Origin of the sequence: Providencia rustigianii (assembly GCF_900637755.1) — a bacterium.
Taxonomy (GTDB): Bacteria; Pseudomonadota; Gammaproteobacteria; order Enterobacterales; family Enterobacteriaceae; genus Providencia; species Providencia rustigianii.
The window spans coordinates 2,100,464-2,120,382 of the sequence record NZ_LR134396.1; the positions used below are offsets into that span (position 1 = coordinate 2,100,464).

The 19,919-nt window shown below is 39.4% G+C and carries 20 protein-coding genes; 9 read left to right on the forward strand and 11 right to left on the reverse strand.

Features of this window, described 5'->3' with window-relative positions:
• Positions 1-67: 67 nt before the first annotated feature.
• From htpX to EL244_RS09760, 5 genes are all read right to left on the reverse strand, one after another.
• The gene (gene htpX, locus EL244_RS09740; RefSeq protein WP_006815280.1) at positions 68-952 is read right to left on the reverse strand and encodes a protease HtpX; all 885 of its coding nucleotides are present in this window, start codon (positions 950-952) and stop codon (positions 68-70) included.
• A gap of 211 nt (positions 953-1,163) precedes the next feature.
• Positions 1,164-1,877 (reverse strand): YdcA family protein, encoded by a 714-nt coding sequence (locus tag EL244_RS09745; RefSeq protein WP_126460578.1) that lies wholly within the window; start codon positions 1,875-1,877, stop codon positions 1,164-1,166.
• A gap of 202 nt (positions 1,878-2,079) precedes the next feature.
• Complete coding sequence (gene prc, locus EL244_RS09750) at positions 2,080-4,122, reverse strand: carboxy terminal-processing peptidase (RefSeq protein ID WP_126460580.1); 2,043 nt, start codon at positions 4,120-4,122, stop codon at positions 2,080-2,082.
• A gap of 19 nt (positions 4,123-4,141) precedes the next feature.
• Entirely contained in the window at positions 4,142-4,828 is a 687-nt protein-coding gene (proQ, locus tag EL244_RS09755; protein WP_039855225.1) for an RNA chaperone ProQ, read from the reverse strand.
• Between the two features lie 110 nt (positions 4,829-4,938).
• Positions 4,939-5,421 carry a GAF domain-containing protein gene (locus EL244_RS09760; RefSeq protein WP_126460582.1) on the reverse strand — a complete coding sequence of 161 codons (483 nt, stop codon included), beginning with the start codon at positions 5,419-5,421 and terminating at the stop codon, positions 4,939-4,941.
• Between the two features lie 128 nt (positions 5,422-5,549).
• Here EL244_RS09760 and yebS point away from each other — a divergent pair, with 128 nt between their 5' ends.
• From yebS to EL244_RS09775, 3 genes are all read left to right on the forward strand, one after another.
• The gene (gene yebS / locus EL244_RS09765; protein ID WP_126460584.1) at positions 5,550-6,776 is read left to right on the forward strand and encodes a membrane integrity lipid transport subunit YebS; all 1,227 of its coding nucleotides are present in this window, start codon (positions 5,550-5,552) and stop codon (positions 6,774-6,776) included.
• Positions 6,751-9,090: a PqiB family protein gene (locus tag EL244_RS09770; protein ID WP_126460586.1), complete on the forward strand. Its 2,340-nt coding sequence runs from the start codon at positions 6,751-6,753 to the stop codon at positions 9,088-9,090. Before yebS ends, EL244_RS09770 begins: the two co-directional genes overlap by 26 nt.
• 148 nt (positions 9,091-9,238) lie before the next feature.
• Entirely contained in the window at positions 9,239-9,472 is a 234-nt protein-coding gene (locus EL244_RS09775) for a DUF1480 family protein (RefSeq protein WP_006815287.1), read from the forward strand.
• A 454-nt stretch (positions 9,473-9,926) separates the two neighbouring features.
• Here the strand turns inward: EL244_RS09775 and EL244_RS09780 are convergent, their stop codons facing one another.
• The 4 genes from EL244_RS09780 to ftnA all read right to left on the reverse strand — a co-directional run bounded on the left by EL244_RS09780 (position 9,927) and on the right by ftnA (position 12,298).
• Positions 9,927-10,268 carry a DUF2511 domain-containing protein gene (locus EL244_RS09780; RefSeq protein WP_126460589.1) on the reverse strand — a complete coding sequence of 114 codons (342 nt, stop codon included), beginning with the start codon at positions 10,266-10,268 and terminating at the stop codon, positions 9,927-9,929.
• A 44-nt stretch (positions 10,269-10,312) separates the two neighbouring features.
• Positions 10,313-11,209 carry a copper homeostasis membrane protein CopD gene (gene copD, locus EL244_RS09785; protein ID WP_126460592.1) on the reverse strand — a complete coding sequence of 299 codons (897 nt, stop codon included), beginning with the start codon at positions 11,207-11,209 and terminating at the stop codon, positions 10,313-10,315.
• Between the two features lies 1 nt (position 11,210).
• Complete coding sequence (gene copC, locus EL244_RS09790) at positions 11,211-11,597, reverse strand: copper homeostasis periplasmic binding protein CopC (protein WP_126460595.1); 387 nt, start codon at positions 11,595-11,597, stop codon at positions 11,211-11,213.
• A 197-nt stretch (positions 11,598-11,794) separates the two neighbouring features.
• A complete protein-coding gene (gene ftnA, locus EL244_RS09795) occupies positions 11,795-12,298 on the reverse strand; it encodes a non-heme ferritin (protein ID WP_006815292.1) in 504 nt (167 codons plus the stop codon).
• Positions 12,299-12,592: 294 nt separating this feature from the next.
• On the opposite strand from ftnA, the gene EL244_RS09800 reads away from it, so the two are divergent.
• A complete protein-coding gene (locus EL244_RS09800; protein WP_006815293.1) occupies positions 12,593-12,823 on the forward strand; it encodes a DNA polymerase III subunit theta in 231 nt (76 codons plus the stop codon).
• Between the two features lie 95 nt (positions 12,824-12,918).
• Here the strand turns inward: EL244_RS09800 and yebF are convergent, their stop codons facing one another.
• Positions 12,919-13,284, reverse strand: a complete 366-nt coding sequence (gene yebF / locus EL244_RS09805) for a protein YebF (protein ID WP_126460597.1) — start codon at positions 13,282-13,284, stop codon at positions 12,919-12,921.
• A gap of 187 nt (positions 13,285-13,471) precedes the next feature.
• Positions 13,472-13,651: a YoaH family protein gene (locus tag EL244_RS09810; protein WP_006815295.1), complete on the reverse strand. Its 180-nt coding sequence runs from the start codon at positions 13,649-13,651 to the stop codon at positions 13,472-13,474.
• Positions 13,652-13,791: 140 nt separating this feature from the next.
• Here EL244_RS09810 and pabB point away from each other — a divergent pair, with 140 nt between their 5' ends.
• The 5 genes from pabB to EL244_RS09835 all read left to right on the forward strand — a co-directional run bounded on the left by pabB (position 13,792) and on the right by EL244_RS09835 (position 19,914).
• Positions 13,792-15,171 (forward strand): aminodeoxychorismate synthase component 1, encoded by a 1,380-nt coding sequence (pabB, locus tag EL244_RS09815; protein WP_126460600.1) that lies wholly within the window; start codon positions 13,792-13,794, stop codon positions 15,169-15,171.
• The gene (locus EL244_RS09820; RefSeq protein WP_126460603.1) at positions 15,155-15,715 is read left to right on the forward strand and encodes a CoA pyrophosphatase; all 561 of its coding nucleotides are present in this window, start codon (positions 15,155-15,157) and stop codon (positions 15,713-15,715) included. Before pabB ends, EL244_RS09820 begins: the two co-directional genes overlap by 17 nt.
• A gap of 292 nt (positions 15,716-16,007) precedes the next feature.
• Positions 16,008-17,372: an L-serine ammonia-lyase gene (locus EL244_RS09825; RefSeq protein ID WP_126460606.1), complete on the forward strand. Its 1,365-nt coding sequence runs from the start codon at positions 16,008-16,010 to the stop codon at positions 17,370-17,372.
• Between the two features lie 700 nt (positions 17,373-18,072).
• Entirely contained in the window at positions 18,073-19,038 is a 966-nt protein-coding gene (gene manX, locus EL244_RS09830; protein ID WP_172597516.1) for a PTS mannose transporter subunit IIAB, read from the forward strand.
• Between the two features lie 78 nt (positions 19,039-19,116).
• Entirely contained in the window at positions 19,117-19,914 is a 798-nt protein-coding gene (locus EL244_RS09835) for a PTS mannose/fructose/sorbose transporter subunit IIC (protein ID WP_006815301.1), read from the forward strand.
• Positions 19,915-19,919 lie beyond the last annotated feature (5 nt).

Here is a 19,919-nt window from a genome sequence, read left to right on the forward strand (position 1 = left end):
CAGATTAAAAAAGGGAAACACACTGTATTTCCCTTTCGTTGTATCTCAATTTTTATTAGCGTGGTGACTATTTCAGGTATTGACCTGAACGTAGTGCTTCAATACGTTTGTCTAATGGTGGGTGAGATAAAAATAGTTCACTAAATGCTTTACCTCGGCCATTAATGCAAAATGCCATCAGACGCCCTTCTTCCTGTGGCTCATAGCTAGTTTTTAAGCGCTGTAAGGCAGCAATCATTTTCTCTTTACCCACTAATTTCGCAGAACCAGCATCCGCATGAAACTCACGATGACGAGAAAACCACATGGTAATAATGCTCGCTAAGATACCAAATACAATCTCCAGCACCATGGATACGGCAAAGTAAACCATTGGATTACCATTGCTACTTTCACTTTCGTTGTCGTTATTATTCGACATAAAACCAGCAGCGACTTGAGCCAGAATACGCGAAATAAAGATAACAAAGGTATTTACCACACCTTGTAATAAGGTCATAGTCACCATGTCACCATTTGCGATATGGCTAACTTCATGAGCAATAACCGCCTCAGCTTCATCACGGCTCATGTTTTCCAATAATCCAGTGCTTACCGCAACCAAAGAAGCATCACGACGCGCACCCGTTGCAAATGCATTAATATCTGGGGCATGGTAAATAGCAACTTGAGGCATCTGAATACCTACCTGTTGAGCTTGGCGGCTAACGGTATTCACCAACCACCGCTCCATCTCATTACGTGGTTGTTCGATAACTTCACCACCCACTGACTTTAATGCCATCCATTTAGACATCAGCAATGAGATAAATGCCCCACCGAAGCCAAATAATGCAGCCATAATCAGCAGACCTTGTGCGCTACTTCCACGTATCCCGGTTAAACTTAAAATAATCCCGAACACAAACATAACAGCTAAGTTTGTGAGCAAGAATAAAGCGATTCTCATCATTTTTTATAGTTCCCTTAGTAAAAACCAATACCACGACAAATTTACTTTATAAATAAGGTTTTTTCACACTATTTCAAGCCCATTAACAGGAAAAAACCATAAAACAACATATCTTTACACACACAAATAAAAAATGCCGTCTTAATAGACGGCATCTAGGTGATATACAACATTTTGCTCATACAACTCCCAGCAAAAATATCAAGTTAGTTTAGCTCGTTTTAGTCTTCGCTTTACCGGCTTTGTCTTTAGAGACTTTAGCTGTAGTTTTTGCTGAAGATTTAGCTTTGTCCGCTTTAGCTTTATCGGCTTTCGCTTTATCTGCTTTAGCTTTATCAGCTTTGGCTTTATCAGCTTTGGCTTTGTCGGCTTTAGCTTTATCGGCTTTAGCTTTGTCAGCTTTGGCTTTATCGGCTTTCGCTTTATCCGCCTTATCCTTCACAGCTTTAGAGGTTTCTTTCTCTTTAGCTTTGGCTTTATCTGCTTTATCCTTAGTTACTTTGGAGGCTTCTTTCTCTTTAGCTTTAGCCTTATCAGCCGAGCCTTTTACTGCTTTAGAGGTTTCCTTCTCCGTATCTTTTGCTTTACTACTTGCCTTTGATGCCTTTTCTTTTGCAGTTTTACTCATATTATCACCCGTCTCTTTGATAGAATCTACCGCAGATGGTTTGCTCGCCTGCTTTGCTACACCCGCCCCAATACCTGTACTAATGCCTGCACTTTTGTTAATTGAGTTTTTCAATTCAGTTGTACAAACTTGTTCTGAACGGCTAGTACTACCGTCCTTACAAATAAACTGCCCATTATCACAATGGCTAACTCCACCCTTGGCTCCAGAGCAAGGATAATTTCTTGCACTTGCGGTACCAATAGATGAAATCAAACAAGCCACTACAGCGAATAAGCCAACCAGCGTTTTACTCATTGTTTTGCCTCATTAATAAGGAACATTCAACTGAAGTGTAGGATATATTTAAAAAAGAGAAAGAAAACCAACCACTTTTTTTGCATAAAAGCCAAGGCATCATCATTGGAAGAATATCCAATAAAAGCAATGCATTATATATCAATGAATTAAAAAATAAGGCCAGCATATGCTGGCCTTATTTTTTTCGAACTTATTTTTATTATTTTGTACCTGAAAGCATCTTAGTGTTTTGATTAGAAAGGTCTATTGCCATTTTAACTGTTTCATCTAAGTATGGATCTGGCCCTTCATAGTCTTTAGGTAAATCATCAATAGATTTTAATAACGGCTTACCTTGCTTCGCATTACGTTCATTAATGCGCTTTAACTTGGTGGCTTCTACTTCATTATCTTCTTTCAAACGCTGAGCATAATTAAGAGAAATCAAGTTTTTAGTTTCTTTCAACGTTTTATAACGAGCAATGTCTTCATCAATATACTTAAATTCAGGGTCAACGCTAATACGCGCTAAATGTTTAGTTTTGATGGCTGACAAATCTGGCGCTATATCTCCAGCTTTCGTGTAATTTGCTGGAGGAATGCTATCCCAAGGTAATGCATTGTCTTCAAAGCTTTCCCCTGTTTCAGCAGGGTCTTGTCCTGTAGGCATCACAACATCAGGAGTAACACCTTCTCGCTGAGTACTACCACCATTAACACGATAGAATTTTTGGATGGTATATTGCACTGAACCTAAAGATGGCCATTCTGGTTTCAACATTTGGTCATAGACACGACTTATGCTTCTGTGTTGTTGAACGGTTCCTTTACCAAAGGTTGGCTCTCCCACAATTAATGCTCGCCCGTAATCCTGCATAGCCGCAGCAAAAATTTCAGAAGCTGAAGCACTAAAGCGATCAACTAAAACGACTAATGGCCCTTTGTAGTAAATAACATCATCATCATCCGCATCTTGACGCACTTGACCATTGTTATCACGAACTTGAACAATAGGACCTTTATTAATAAATAAACCAGATAATGCCACTGCTTCCGTTAATGCTCCGCCACCATTGCCCCGCAAGTCAATAATTAGAGCCGAGACATTTTCTTTCGCCATTTTTTGGAGTTCAGCTTTTACATCATTCGTTAAACCGACGTAGAAACCTGGAATATCTAATACACCAACTTTCTCTTTGCCTTGCTGCTTGATTGTCAGTTTTACGGCTCTATCTTCGAGTCGAATCTGCTCCCTCACTATGGTGACTATGCGTGGCTTCGCCCCCTTAGTATCAGAAACAACCTCCAGACGAACTTGGCTACCTTTCGGTCCCTTAATTAATGCAACAACATCATCCAAACGCCAACCGACAACATCCACAATCGGTTTACCGACTTGACCAACACCAATAATTTTATCCCCTACTTTCAACTCTTTACTCTTAGCTGCTGGACCTCCTGCCACTAAGGAATTGATCGTAGTGTTATCATCATCCTGTTGTAAAACCGCACCAATACCCTCAAGAGATAAACTCATTTCTGAATTGAATTGTTCAGTACTGCGCGGAGATAAATAGCTTGTATGCGGGTCAATTTCTCTGGCAAACGCATTGATAATTAACTGGAATACATCTTCACTTTGCGCTTGTGTCAATCGTTTTAAAGCAAATTTATAGCGCTTAGTTAATTTTTCTTTAATTTCCTTGTCATCTTTACCTGACAACTTCAAGCTTAACCAGTCATAACGGACCTTTTGATCCCACAAACGGTCTAGCTCTTGCTTATCTTTAGGCCAAGGCGACTTAGAGCGATCAACTTCAATAGAATCGTGCGCATTTAGATCCATCGGTTGGTCTAAACGCGCAAGCGCATATTGAAAACGTTCAAATCGACGTTGCTGAGAAAGGTTATACAGGTCATAAAACTTATCTAACTTGCCATCTTCAAGCCATTCACCCACTTGCGCTTTATCTTTCGCATATTGGTCGATGTCAGATTGAAGTAAAACATTATGCCCGAAATCTAACATATTCAGATAACGGTCAAATATTTTCCCAGAAAACTCTTTATCTAAGTCGAATTGACGATAATGTGAGCGAGTGAAACGTGATGTTACCCTTTCGCTAACAGTACCATGCTGTGTATTCTGCTTTAAAACAGGCAACTGGGCAGCAGTGACCGGAGCCACTGCTTGAGTATTAGCTATTGCAGTGCCGAAAGTTGCGAGACTAACGACAAAAGCAATTTTAAGTAATTTGTTCATGACCTGAGTGACCTCCGTATCAGAACTTTAAATGTTCCGCGCGCACAATCATTGCCAAACCAGACGGCAATTGAACCCTAACACCATCTTTGGCAATTTCCAGTACAGAGGCATCCATCATGCTGGAACCAACTTTAACTTTTAACGCCTGACCGACGTTAAGTGTGTTGATATCAGTCACTGACTTCAAATTCTGTTCAGCTTCATTGCTACGAGATTTTGTCGGAGCTGTATTTTGTGGGCGTTCTTTTTTGTCTGATGGACGGCGACGAGAAGAGTTCTCTTTATTCGCATCAGTATTGCGTGCAGCTTTATCACTCGGTTTTTTTGCAGCTGGACGCTTTTGCGTTTTTTGCTGCTCCGCGCGCTGAGCTTGAACTCTTGCTTTGGCTTCAGCTAACTGTTGACGAGCATGGGCAATGTGTTCTGCATCTAATTCACCGCAGTCATCTCCATTTAAGTCAACACGCTTTGCTCCCTCTTTAACACCGTAGAGATAACGCCAGCTAGATGTGTACATCCGTAACGCAGAACGTAATTGCGTTTTGCTAATACCATCTTCTTCGGTCAAACTTCCTACGATATCTTGAAAAATTCCGACTTTAAGCGGACGTGCTTCGCCTTCAGCGATAAAACAGCGTGGAAAACGCTCTGCCAAAAATGCGATAACTTCTTTACTACTATTCAACTTAGGTTGATTTTCCATGAAATTTCCTGATAACAACGATTTTGCCAACCTCACGGGCATGAACAAGCCGACATTATAATCGTGTTGCTGACAATTGCCACGTTCCTATTAATTTTACATACTAATATTTAGTAATATTTTGGCATAGAACACATAGCCAAGTGTTGGCACAACTGGTCTGTAAGGTATTGAAGCCCTTCTTCATCTTCTTGATTGAATTGACCAATATTTGTGCTATCTATATCTAAAACCCCTATAATTTGGTCATTTACCCTTAGAGGAAAAACGATTTCAGCGTTACTTGCTGCATCACACGCGATATGACCGGGGAATGCATGCACATCTTCCACTCGTTGAGTTTGGTTGTGGGTAAATGCCAATCCACAAACTCCCTTATCGAATGGAATGCGTACGCAGGCAACTTTTCCTTGGAATGGACCAAGAACCAATTCTTGTCCATTATTCAAGTAAAAGCCAACCCAGTTAACACCTGATAGGCGTTCAAATAATAATGCACTGGTATTTGCTAAACTGGCAATTAAATCATACTCTCCAGCAAGTAGTGCAGACAAACTATCTGAAAGTTCGAGATAATACTTCTTTTTATCCATATATTTTTTGTAATACGTAAATAAGTAAAAACATTAGTAAGCGTAGACCCAAGGTTAGCAAGTTGTCACTTTTGCGTAAAATTTTTTACACTAGATTACATGCAAGTTAATTAATACAATGAGCACATATGAACCACATTAATCATACTGCCATGATTTTGCAACGATGTTGCTATTGCAACCAAAAAATAATGACTCCCCCCTTTCAATCAAGACAAGTCATTGTTTGTCCTAAATGTTCTAGTCAATTAAACGATGGCCGTTCTTGGTCACTACGTCGACTATCACTATTATCTATTACTTTATTGATGCTCGCGCCTATTGCTTTTTGGCAACCGCTCATCTCAATTCATCTTTTTGGTACACAAATAAATGCCAATGTATTGGAAGGAATTAGGTTAATTAGCCAGCAAGGTGACCCTTTTACCGCCAGCATAGTCGCTTTTTGTGCTATCGCCGCCCCGCTATTATTGCCCATTTCTATCTTATACTTAGTATTAGCTCGCTACTTAGGCATGAATATGCGGCCTGTTTTATTAGTGATGAAACATTTAAAAGAGTGGGTGATGCTAGATGTATATCTCGTTGGATTAGGAATTGCTGCAATCAAAATGCAGGATTATGCCACTGTGGATATTGGCCATGGCCTTATAGCCTTCACTACAATGACCATATTGAGTTTACTTATCTTGATTCACATTAATCTTGATGAATTGTGGCGGCGACTTTATCCGATGAAAGAGCAGGCTAATGCGCCTCATGCATTAGTCTGTACCGCTTGTCACTTTACCGGACCTCCTAATAAAAAAGGGAAATGTCAGCGATGCCATCGACCACTTCACTATCGTGAACCATTAAGTTTACAGAAAACCTGGGCAGCGTTGATCGCCGCCATGGTGCTATTGTTTCCTGCTAATCTTCTGCCAATTTCAATTTTTTATTTGAATGGGCAACGGATGGAAGACACCATTTATTCTGGGGTTGTTTCGCTGATTGACTCTGGAAATTGGCCGATTGCAATGATTGTGTTTATTGCCAGTATTTTGGTGCCATTTGTAAAAATAATCATCATGATACTGTTACTATTTTCGATTCAATTAAACAGTCATACTGACCCTGTTTTACGCATGAAATTACTTAAATTTGTTTCATGGATTGGGCGCTGGTCAATGTTAGATTTATTTGTTATTGCACTCATGATGACACTCGTCAACCGCGATCTATTGATGTCATTTACAATGGGACCTGCGGCCTTATATTTTGGTACCGCTGTTATTTTAACTATCCTTGCCGTTGAGTGGTTAGACAGTCGATTAATTTGGGATTCTTATGGAAAATCAAAAGCAAAAAAGTGAACCTAATGAAGAAGTTCCAGAAGCTATCACGCGTAAAAGAGTGAGAATATCACCCTTTTGGCTTCTACCGATTATTGCCATTCTGATCGCGGGCTGGCTACTATTCCAACAATGGGTCGAACGTGGTACCGAAATCACCATTCAATTTTCATCGGCATCGGGAGTCGTTGCTGGCCGAACCCCTATTCGTTACCAGGGTGTTGAAGTCGGCATGGTGCAAACCGTGACTATCAGTGATGATATGAAAAGCATCATAGTCACTGCCAGAATTAATAAAGATATGCGTTCAGCACTGACAACTGGCACTCGTTTCTGGCTCATAACGCCAAAAGCATCGCTAGCTGGCGTATCTGGCTTAGATGCATTAGTTGGAGGCAACTATATTGGGATGCAGCCTGGCACAGGCTCCCCCAAAGAACGGTTTGTTGCTTTAGATGCTCAGCCCCAGCGCAATATTAATGAAGGTGAATTACTCATTTACCTGACAGCAAGTGACCTCGGCTCTATCAATGAAAATTCTGCAATTTATTACCGTAAGGTTCCTGTAGGCTATATTTCTGATTATTCACTTCTACCGGATAATGGAGGCGTATCAATCGCCGCTATTATCAAAAAACGCTATGTCAATTTGGTTCGCCAAGATAGCCAGTTTTGGAATGCCTCTGGTATTGAAGGTGGCTTTAATCTCAATTCTGGCGCTAATATTAAAATGGAAAGTCTCTCCGCGGTAATTAATGGCGCAATCTCTTTTGACTCTCCCGCAAATAGTCTTCCGGCTCAAGAGGGGCAGCATTATGTTTTGCAAAACAGTAAAGATGCCATTATTCCCTTAGACCAAAAGGGAAAAGAAGACTTGCAGCTTAAGCTTACCGCGTTAGATACATTTGGGGTTGATGTTGGACAACCCGTCATTTATCGTGGCATTAAAGTCGGTCAAGTGTTACAGCGTCACTTATCCAATGACAATGTCGAATTCCAAATTACCGTTTTTGATGAATTTAAACACCTAGTTAAACATGATAGTAAATTTGTTGCTAATAGCCGGGTGGATGTACAGCTTGGTATGACTGGTGTGCAATTTCAAGGAGCTACCCCTCAGGAATGGCTTGATGGAGGGCTACATATCATCCCAGGTAAAGGTAAAGATGACCTACCCGTAGCCTTTCCTCTATACCGTACAGATGATAATGCTAAAGCGGGAATTTTAGGTGCAGCCCCCCCTACTACCATTACTTTAAATACTTCAACATTACCCGATATTCAACAAGGTTCAGTTGTCCTTTATCGCCAATTTGAAGTTGGTAAAATTGTTTCGATTAAACCTAATAATGATGGGTTTGCCGTCAACATTTATATATCTGGTCAATATCGTCATTTACTCACGCCGCAGAGTGTATTTTGGGCTGAGGGTGGTGCAAAAGTACAATTAAATGCAAATGGATTAACGGTACAAGCCTCACCATTGAGCCGAGCATTTAGTGGTGCAATTAGTTTTGATAATATCCAAGTCGGCACACCTGACTCTTCTCGTCAGCATACTCTTTATCCTTCAGAAACAGCTGCGAAAGCGATTGGTAGCGCAGTGACACTCACCACTTTCGATGCATCTAAATTATCTGAAGGAATGCCAATTCGTTACTTGGGTATCAATATTGGGCAAATCGAATCATTAAAACTGTCTGCCGATAATCGTGAAGTCCGAGCTAAGGCTATTTTATATCCTGAATATGTCGCAAACTTCACAAAAATAGGTACACGTTTCGCGATTGTGACGCCTGAGTTGTCACCATCAGGCTTCAATAACCTCGACACACTACTCCAACCTTATATCAGTGCCGAGCCAGGACGGAGTAATAAGAGTCGTTTCCAATTTGAGCTGCAAACTGCAAATATCACTGATTCTCGTTATTTAGATGGCTTAACTATCTTCCTTGATGCCTCTGAGGCGGGATCAATCCAAGTTGGGACACCAATTTTATTCAGAGGTTTAGAAATTGGTACAGTCACAGGGTTATATTTGGGAGAGCTTTCCGATCGTGTTTATGTTGCAACGCGTATTGGCAAAGAATACCAATACCTAATTCGTGATAATACTCAATTCTGGTTATCTTCTGGCTATAATCTCGCATTTGGCTTGACAGGCGGCGTGGTAAAAAGTGGTACCTTTAAACAGTTTGTCCGTGGTGGCATTTCATTGGCAACACCACCAACAGTACCTTTAGCGCCTCGCGCCAAAGCAGATCAGCATTTCATTCTGAAATTAGAACCTCCTGCTGATTGGTTAGACTGGGGAACCCCTATTCCTAAAAAATAATCGCTATCTGGCGTAATGTTTTCAGCATTACGCCATTCCCGCCCCAGCCTCATAAAAAAATATTTTGGAAATAGATTCCATTTATACTATGCTTAATTCCGTTGGGCAGGTTTTTTATTGTAAAAATAACAAGTAAAGAGGAATTATTATGTGCATAGTTAAATTGAAAATATCTTCCTATGAAATCAATGATGCGGTTATGCCTGAAAAATATCATGATACCCTTAGTATCCCTTGCGATTCTGATTCCGAGTTTTGTATGCAATTAGATGGCTGGGATGAACATACCAGTATCCCTGCAACAATTGATGAAAAGCCAGTACTCCTTTATCGTCAACGTTACGATAAAGAAAATCATCATTGGGTGATGAGAGTTGCCTAATGAAGCTGATGTTTGCTCGTGTAATGCAGATGGTAAGCAACGTTGCTCTTGAAGAGATGATTCGATGGGAAATGATATGCAAAAAAAGAGGCCTGGTAGATTCCGATTACCGGGCCTTGGGAAATGGCTCTGGCAGAGCCGTGCGCTAAAATTGCCATTGAGACGTAACAAAGTACAATATAATACTAGCTTCCAAAGCACGTTCTTACCACTTTAATTATCAATTTATTTACATATTTTTAACACAAATTATTGTTTGATTCTCTAAAGTTTAGCTCTTTGTATGATAAGTTAAACCTATCCGAACAATCACTAAAATTGTTCAAAAACCATTCCCTTGATATCACTGACGAAATGCTAGTAGCTTGAAATTATTTAAGTTACAAGTTAATACCATAGATTAATCTAATTGTAGATTGAATTTAAAAATATCACATAAGTATTAAATTATTGTTTACTCACATAATTTTTGTGCTGCTTGTTTTAATGGTAAGATACGCTCTTCAGTGGTTTTTTTCGAATCTGATGGTGCAAGTAATACATCAATGGGTTGAGCTTGGATCTGTTTTTTTTCCATTAAGTTCTGTGCGATATCGTTCAAAGGGTACTGCATCAATGTTGATGGATTGATAACTATTAGTGCACCATTACTCCGACACTCCAGCATCACCTCCTCACGCTTTAATGGCCAATCTGCACCAAACTGTTTTTTACTTACAGACGTTAATGGCGCAGCAAAAGCTGAACTAACTGTACAGCCGAGTAATAACGAACAAACGATTAATGTGTGTTTCATCAAAATAACCTTTGAATACAAGAAGAAATAGATATTAGCCTAGACTATATAGGCTGATAAGAGGCAAAAATAGCTACCGCTAAAATAGCCATAGTTCCTAGTAATAATTCGGCCCAACTATTCATAATTAAATAGTTTAAGCGGCCTTTACGTTGTAAGTTTGGTACAACTACATAGCGATTAATGAGCGCCAAAAGAACCATTAAGCCAACCAAACTGATTTTAAACCATAACCAAGTTTGATATTCCGATGTCATCTGCGTTAATGGCCAGTCAGGTACCAAAAGTACACTATTGACAATACCGGTCACTAAGACGCAAATAACAGCAAAATGCCCAACTTGAGAATATCGCTTCATCGTCACCGTAATTTGCTGCTCTAATCCTGATTTTAAGTGTTCTTTACTACGGATAAATTGGATACAAATCAAAAATGGCCATAATCCACCAAACCAATAAGCGCCACTGATAAGGTGTATAAACTGATTAACTCGATGGAAAACACCAATACTTCCCTCATACATAGCTGCATGCCCAATAAATGCATGAAGCCCTAATATGATAATAGAAAGGAAGAGGATTAAATGAAGTTTTACTTTGATTGAACGAATAAACAACACGCCGAATAAACCAACAGCACAGATCAATTCCCAACGCCATATATGACCAAAATTAGTCTCAAAAACGTCCTGCCAAATTTCGATATTTAACGCATCATCCCAGCCATCTCCCATCAAACCTGCTTGGGAAACCATCCAACAAAAAGTACTAATCGTGGTAATAATGGCACTAAATACAATGCCTTTTTTCAAATAGCCACGAAGTAGATCGCCAAATTGCCCACGGCTGAGCATCACCGCGAATATTGACATGCCACACATCAACATCGCAGCAATAAAATGGACAAAGCGGTTTAAGGTATAAAAGGCTTCCAGTGACATGTTACTTCACAGTAAAGCTATAGCTTCCTTTGGTTTTATGACCATCAACAGAAACAACACTCCATTGCACATCATACTTACCCGTGCTTAACTTAGTTTCTACTGGGATGATCACGCGCGTATTATTGCTTGGATCTAACGATGCTTTGCCTGTCTTAACCGCTTGGTTATTTGGGCCTATTACATTCACTTTAGTGAAGTTAACTTCAATGCCTTCAGAGAAATTTAAAGTGATCGATTCTGGTGCCTGTTCTATTGCCGCACCTTCTGCCGGAAGCTGATCTTTTAGATGGGCATGAGCAAAAGCTTGCTGAAGTGACATTCCTAAAAACAGAACCGCGACAGCGCTCAGTTTACGCCAAGAAGACTTTATATGTTTGATAGGCATAGTAACCCCTTAATTTTCAGGTGAATTTACTTTAAAGACCAATCATTATACGGAAAAATTTCTATTTATCCGCTGAAAAAAACGTTTAATTTCCTAGCTTGTGAGTTTTCACACAAAATGCGAATAAAACTCACTCTCAAAAAATAAAGCTCCATTCATTACTGATATGGAGCTTTATATTTCAAATCATCATTAAATTAAATATGAGAAGCTGTCGCCATTCCTTTCAGCTCTTTATCTAACAAGAATAAAGATTTACCTGATTCACCGACCATTCCCAATTTATCCAGAACAGATTTAAACAGTTTTTCTTCTTCATGCTGTTCTGAAACATACCATTGCAGGAAGTTGAATGTTGAATAGTCTTGAGTTGTCATCGCTAAATGAGCAAGTTTGTTAATTTCAGAAGTAATTAATTGTTCATGTTCATAAGTTTGGCTAAAAACATCAGCAATAGATTTAAAATCTTCCGGTGGTGCAGAAATCTGGCCTAAACGAGGTAATGCACCAGTATCGCTAAGATAATTAAATAAACGCTGCATGTGTTCCATTTCTTCTTGTGAGTGTGCTTTCAAAAATGCTGCCGCACCTTCATAGCCTTTATCACTACACCATGCACTCATCTGTAAATATAAATTCGCAGAGAAAAACTCAAGATTCAATTGTTTATTTAACGCGTCAATCATGTCAGCTTTTAACATATTTTTACCTTATTAATGATTTATTCATGAGGTTATTTAAGCACAGTAACATAATAAATGACTTAGGAAAACATACCTGAAACAAAAATTAATTTATTGATAATCAATAATATTTTGTAAAAATAACGCGAATCACTCTTATTTATCTTTGATATAAAGATTCAAGATCAATTAAAGCCAATTAATCCCATTTCAGATTTTTTGATAAGAATATTTAAAGGTTAAATCCATCAAGATTTTTTTAGTCGCAGTTGCTACAATTCAACTTATTGATATTAACCGTTAGGATTTGAAATGAGTTACAATCTTGCCTCGCTACCTAAAGACGAGATGGACAAAATCAACATCGATTTGCTTGCTTCCGGCGTCGCATTCAAAGAACGTTATAATATTCCTATTATTCCGGAAGTGGTTGAACGGGAGCAACCTGAACATCTCAGGGAGTATTTTAGAGAACGATTAGTACACTATCGTAAACTATCTATGAACTTCGCTCGACTACCTTATGAGCCAAAAAGTCGCTAGCTAACTAATAGATTGATAACCTTGTTTTATATTGATAGACGAAAAAGGAGAATTATCTTCTCCTTTTAAAATACTATAAAACTTAAATTTTACTATTATTTACTGGTGTTATAAGTCACTGTATTATTTTTACAATTTACTGCAACACGGTAATGGAGATCAGATTTTGAACCTCTGACAACCAGGGGGACAACATAGCCATCATCCGTTTTGGTCACTTCACTATCATTGACCCAAGCTACTGCTTTTTTACCGACCGCAGCCTTCTCTTCTGTCCAACGCGGTAAACGGTTATTCATAAAATCACTTTTTACTTGCGCGGCAACTTGCGGCTCAGTTAAATTTCCACAGCTAACAAATGGAGCCGCTTTACCTTCGTCCGTGTTAACACTGAATGCAAAAGAACTAAATACTAAAGCGCAACTTCCTAAAACTACTGCCATCTTTTTATTAACACTCATACCATCCTCCGGTGCCTATTCGATGTAGGCTAAATTTAGATCCGTTTTAGTTGCCATAACTGAAATATATCGATTAATACTGCAACTTTGAGTTTAGTTACAAAATAATACTTATCAGCAAAATGACTTAACTAATACTAAATTTATCAGAATTACATTTGAATGTTAATAGTATGTTTATATTTTATTAATTTTCGTCATCGAAACGCGCAATAATTTGCTCTTTACCTTGATGTTTTTCTCTAATTTCTTGTGCTACCAATGCGATTGCTTGTCCACTGCTCATACCTTCAGACATTAGCTGATGAATTTTCTCAACCGCTTCTTGTTGTTCTTCATGGGAAAGTGCTGGCATACCAGAAAACATAATTAACCTCTTTTAGTCATTGACTCATTTTTATACATTAAGATTTTTCGGTAAATTTTAACAGCTCTTACCTTAATAAGGTAAGATTATATGGTAATCTGGCATTATTCACTTGAAGAACTCTATTTTTACTTATTGATATGATTATTAATAAAATACAATTACCTTACTGCCCTGATGCAGCCTTAAACTATTTTGCCCCTCTTGCACACCAGCCATGGGCAATGTTGCTTCATTCTGGCAACGCTGAACATTCACATAACCGATACGATATAATTGTTGCAGACCCTATTGCAACGCTGTTAACTCGTGATCTAAACACTGTGATTCAAGAATTAGACCAACAAGAGCAAGTATCGCAGCAAGATCCTTTTGCTTTACTACAGCAACTTATAGATAAATACAAAACTACCGAATTAACCGATAATTCTCTGCCTTTTAATGGTGGGGCTATGGGAATTTGGAGTTATGATTTAGGTCGTCGAATTGAAAAACTTCCTGCGATAGCAACATCTGAACTGCAATTTCCTGATATGGCCATTGGTATATATTTATGGGCATTAATTGTCGACCACCAAGCCCAAACCGTGACCTTATTCAGCTATGATGATGTTGAACAACGTCTAGCGTGGCTAAAATCACAAAAAATACCGCGGAAAAATCAATTTGAGCTAACGTCTTCGTGGAATTCCAACATGACTGAAGCCCTATATCATGAAAATATCGCCCATATTCATCAATATCTCCGTGATGGCGATTGTTATCAAATAAATCTAGCACAGCGGTTTAAAGCTAAATATAAAGGAAATGAGTGGAATGCCTTTTTAACGCTTAATCAAAGCAACCGTGCACCATTTTCCTCTTTTATTCGCTTACCCGAAAATACCATCATCAGTGTTTCTCCTGAACGCTTTATTTTATTGGATAAAGGTAAAATTCAAACGCGCCCAATTAAAGGGACCTTGCCACGTTTGGACGATCCTGAAGAAGATAAAATTCAAGCAGAAAAACTAGCCAATTCACCTAAAGATCGTGCCGAAAACTTGATGATTGTCGACTTATTACGTAACGATATTGGGCGCGTTGCAAAACCTGGAACAGTGAAAGTTCCTGAGCTATTTAAAGTTGAGCAATTCCCTGCTGTACATCATTTAGTCAGTACCATTACAGCAACATTAGCTGAACAATATTGTGCAACCGATTTGCTTCGTGCCTGTTTCCCAGGAGGCTCAATCACAGGAGCACCAAAAATACGCGCGATGCAAATCATTGAAGAGCTGGAGCCTCATCGCCGACATGGATATTGTGGTGCAATAGGCTATATTAGTTTCAATGGGAATATGGATACCAATATCACAATCCGCACCCTACTGACTTATAAAAAGCAGATTTATTGCTGGGCAGGCGGTGGAATTGTTGCAGATAGTCAAGCAGATAAAGAGTATCAAGAGACGTTTGATAAATTACGCCTGATTTTACCAAAACTAGGAAAAATGGATAACGATGACCGAACTGAATAGCTTTATTAGTCGTTTTCAGTTTACATTACCTCAGTCCCGTCAACCCGCTACTAAGGCGGGTAAAGCGGCGGCAGTCCTATTGCCAATAATTGATAAACCCAATCCAACCTTATTACTCACACAGCGTTCTCCGCTTTTACGTTCTCATGCAGGCCAAGTAGCATTTCCGGGAGGTTCTCGTGATCCTGAAGATAAAACATTAATTGCAACAGCATTGCGGGAAGCATACGAAGAAGTCGCCATTCCACCTGAAAAAGTGCAAGTATTAGGTCAACTCACGCCATTAAGCAGTATTGGAGGTTATCAAGTCACGCCAATTATTGGTTTAGTCCCCGATAATATTCATTACCATGCGAACCCCAGTGAGGTTTCATCAATTTTCGAGATCCCGCTATTTGATGCACTTGCTCTTCATAAACATAAATATGTTGATATCAAACGTACTGGTCGAGAAAACCGCGTTTTTTTCTATTGGTATAACAACCACTTAGTCTGGGGATTGACTGCATCTATTCTCCATCAACTGGCATTACAATTGGACTAATGTATGGGGACCCCATCGACAGTGTAATATTTTTAAAATACGTAATATTCAGTAGAATAAACCAAGCAATTTTCCAATTATCGATTATCTTCAACAGAGAATAATTCTTTTCTTAAATCACTTTGCGAGACGCTGAAATACAATTAGTGCTATTTCTGAGCAATACACCTTATGTAACTACCTTATTTTAAAAAATACTTTAAACTTACTGGTTAACACTACGAAATAACAGTAAAGTAGCGCCCTTTAAAATAAATCACTATATCTACATCTTTTCTTTAAGGAGTCCTGCGTGATAAGCGTTTTCGACATGTTTAAAGTGGGCATTGGCCCTTCAAGCTCTCATACAGTCGGACCAATGAAGGCTGGGAAAGAATTTGTCGATGATTTGGTCAATAAACAATTATTACCAACCGTCACTCGTGTTGCCGTTGACGTTTATGGCTCTTTATCCTTAACAGGTAAAGGTCACCATACCGATATCGCCATTATTATGGGGCTTGCGGGTAACCTGCCAGCCACTGTTGACATCGAATCTATTCCATCCTTTATCAAGAATGTGGAAGAAACCGAGAAGCTACCATTAGCAAATGGTACGCATATTGTTGACTTCCCTAAAGAGGGTGGCATGAATTTCCGTCAGGATAACCTACCGTTACATGAAAATGGTATGACTATCCATGCCTTCGCAGGTGACAAGGAAATTTATACCAAAACTTACTACTCTATCGGCGGTGGTTTTATCGTTGATGAAGAGCATTTTGGTCAAACTGCAACAGATAGCAAACCAGTTTCTTATCCATTTAACTCTGCTGAAGAGTTATTACTAAAATGCAAAGAATCCGGCTTATCTATCTCAAGCCTCATGATGAAAAATGAGCTAGATCTGCACACTCGTGACGAAATCTATGCTTACTTTGCTGACGTATGGCACACCATGCAAGCTTGTATTGAACGCGGTTTAAATACTGAAGGCGTGTTACCCGGTCCACTACGTGTTCCTCGCCGTGCCCCAGCACTTAATCGCTTAGTCACATCATCCAGCAAACTCTCCAACGACCCAATGAACGTGATTGACTTGATCAACATGTATGCATTAGCGGTCAATGAAGAGAATGCCGCAGGTGGACGAGTTGTAACCGCACCAACAAACGGAGCTTGTGGTATCGTTCCTGCCGTATTGGCGTACTACAACCATTGTGTTGAACCTGTAACCCCTGAACTTTACCTGCGCTATTTCTTAGCATCTGGTGCAATTGGCATTTTATATAAAATGAATGCCTCGATTTCAGGTGCTGAAGTAGGTTGCCAAGGTGAAGTTGGTGTGGCTTGTTCAATGGCTGCGGCAGGTTTGACTGAGTTATTTGGTGGAAGCCCTGAGCAAGTCTGTATTGCCGCTGAAATCGGCATGGAACATAACTTAGGTCTTACCTGTGATCCTGTGGCTGGACAAGTCCAAGTTCCTTGTATTGAACGTAATGCTATTGCTTCTGTGAAAGCTATCAATGCAGCACGTATGGCGCTTCGTCGTACCAGTGAACCTCGTGTATCTCTTGATAAAGTTATTGAGACCATGTATGAGACAGGCAAAGACATGAATGCTAAATACCGTGAAACTTCTCGCGGTGGCTTAGCAATTAAAGTCCAATGTGATTAATTAGTTTTGAATATCTAGCCGTTCCCTTAGAGCCCTTTCACTTACCAATATGCGGTGTGAAAGGGTTTTATTTTTTATCATAATGTTCTCTTTTCCCTCATACTTATTAAAGTATTTAAAATAAGTTATTTATTGGCATATACGCTCTATTTTCGATGATTTACATTTAACAGCTTTGCTCGTTTCAGCTTTCGACTTTTATCGTTTATGGTCGTTTTATCAACGCTATCTTTATTGGTTTTTCATATCTTTTTGTCCGCTTTCTCTCACTATTTATTGCTATAAATTCTATTCCCTCCATCAAAAATCGCTTATTTTTCATCCCACACACTAATTTGAATATAAAACGCCCACCTTTTCTGTTACCGATAACAGAGCTTACATCCATTATTTTATTATTTTTTAGATTATAATTTCAATAATATCGCAAAGAAAAAAATTAAAGATTTATTTATCGGTAATATTTGGATCTATTTTTATTTTTCTGACGCGAAACAAGTTTTTTAGATTAATCCTAATGTTATGATCACTCAGTCAATCCGCTAATAATTGTACTTATTAAATTATTAGCTAACCACTTAGTTTGAATTTATTCAGCTACTATTATGGTGCAGGGAAACTAATACAGAGGAATCCAAGTTTTAAGCTTCAATACAATCCGCAAATTACGTTTCGATTTATCTGTTAAGAGGGAAAAATAGTGAGTATAGCTATTATGATTGGAACCCACGGAGTCGCTGCTGAACAGCTTCTCCGAACCACCGAGATGTTAATAGGCGAGCAAGAAAATGTTTCGTTTATTGATTTTGTTCCTGGTGAAAATGCTGACACCCTATTTGATAAATACACCCAAAAATTGACTGAGCTTGATACCTCAGCAGGTGTGTTGTTCCTAGTTGATACTTGGGGTGGTAGCCCATTCAATGCCGCTACACGCATTGCGAACGAGCATGACAACCATGAAATCATTACTGGCGTCAATGTTCCTATGCTCGTAGAGACCTTCATGTGCCGCGATGATAACCCATCTATGGATGAGTTAATTACAGTAGCACTAGAAACTGGTCGTGGCGGTATCCGTCCATTCAAATTTAAAGAGTCCGTTACAGAAACCCCAGCACCAGTAGTCAAGAATGAACCCGCTCCTCAAGCAGTTATTGCCGGTCCGGGTGAACACATGGTTATTGCACTAGCTCGTATCGACGACCGTCTAATCCATGGGCAAGTTGCGACTCGCTGGACCAAAGAAATGCGTGTTAAGCGTATTATCGTGGTAAGTGATGAAGTAGCAAAAGATCATGTGCGTTCTACTCTACTAAAACAAGTGGCGCCACCTGGTGTAACTGCCCATGTTATTGACGTAGACAAATGTGTTCGAGTTTATAACAACCCGAAATATGCAGGTGAGCGTGTCATGCTACTGTTCACCAATCCAACTGATGTTCAGCGAATTGTTGAGCAAGGTGTTGAGATTGACTCAATCAACATTGGCGGCATGGCATATACCGAAGGTAAAACGATGGTAACCAATGCGGTTTCTATCAACCAAAAAGATATTGATGCATTTAATTATCTGAACGACAAAAAGATTGAGCTAGAAGTTCGTAAAGTCGCTTCAGACAGTAAAGTCCGCATGATGGATTTGATTAATAAACTTAAAAAATAATTATTTTAGAAATTCGTTCATATTGAACCGTTACTCAAAAACAGTCTTAGACACTTGTTGGTTACAGGAGATTAAACAATGGAACTTACCGTTGTTCAAATAGTAATGGTATTCATCGTGGCTTGTATCGCCGGTATGGGATCGATCCTTGATGAATTCCAATTCCACCGCCCTCTCGTTGCCTGTACGCTTATTGGTATCGTTCTGGGTGATATGAAAACCGGTATTATCATCGGTGGTACACTTGAGATGATAGCCTTAGGCTGGATGAACATTGGTGCGGCAGTTGCCCCTGATGCAGCATTGGCATCTATCATTTCAACCATCCTGGTTATTGCCGGCGGACAAAGCATCGGTGCTGGTATTGCGATTGCAATTCCGCTAGCCGCCGCAGGTCAAGTTCTGACTATTATTGTTCGTACCATTACCGTTGCATTCCAACATGCAGCAGACCGGGCCGCACTTAAGGGTAACTTATCCGCCATTAGCTTGATTCACATTTCGGCTCTGCTACTTCAAGCTATGCGTATCGCAATTCCTGCTCTCGTTGTCGCTGTTTCGGTGGGTACATCAGAAGTCCAACAAATGCTTGATTCTATACCTCAAGTCGTGACTGATGGTCTGAATATTGCGGGTGGTATGATTGTTGTGGTTGGTTACGCAATGGTGATCAATATGATGCGTGCTGGCTACCTGATGCCGTTCTTCTATTTAGGTTTTGTCACTGCCGCATTTACCGACTTTAACCTTGTTGCACTTGGTGTCATTGGTACTGTGATGGCTATCCTATACATCCAGCTCAGTCCTAAATACAACAAATCACAAACTGTTGTAGTACAAAGCAGCAATAACAATCTCGACAACGAGCTAGACTAGGAGGA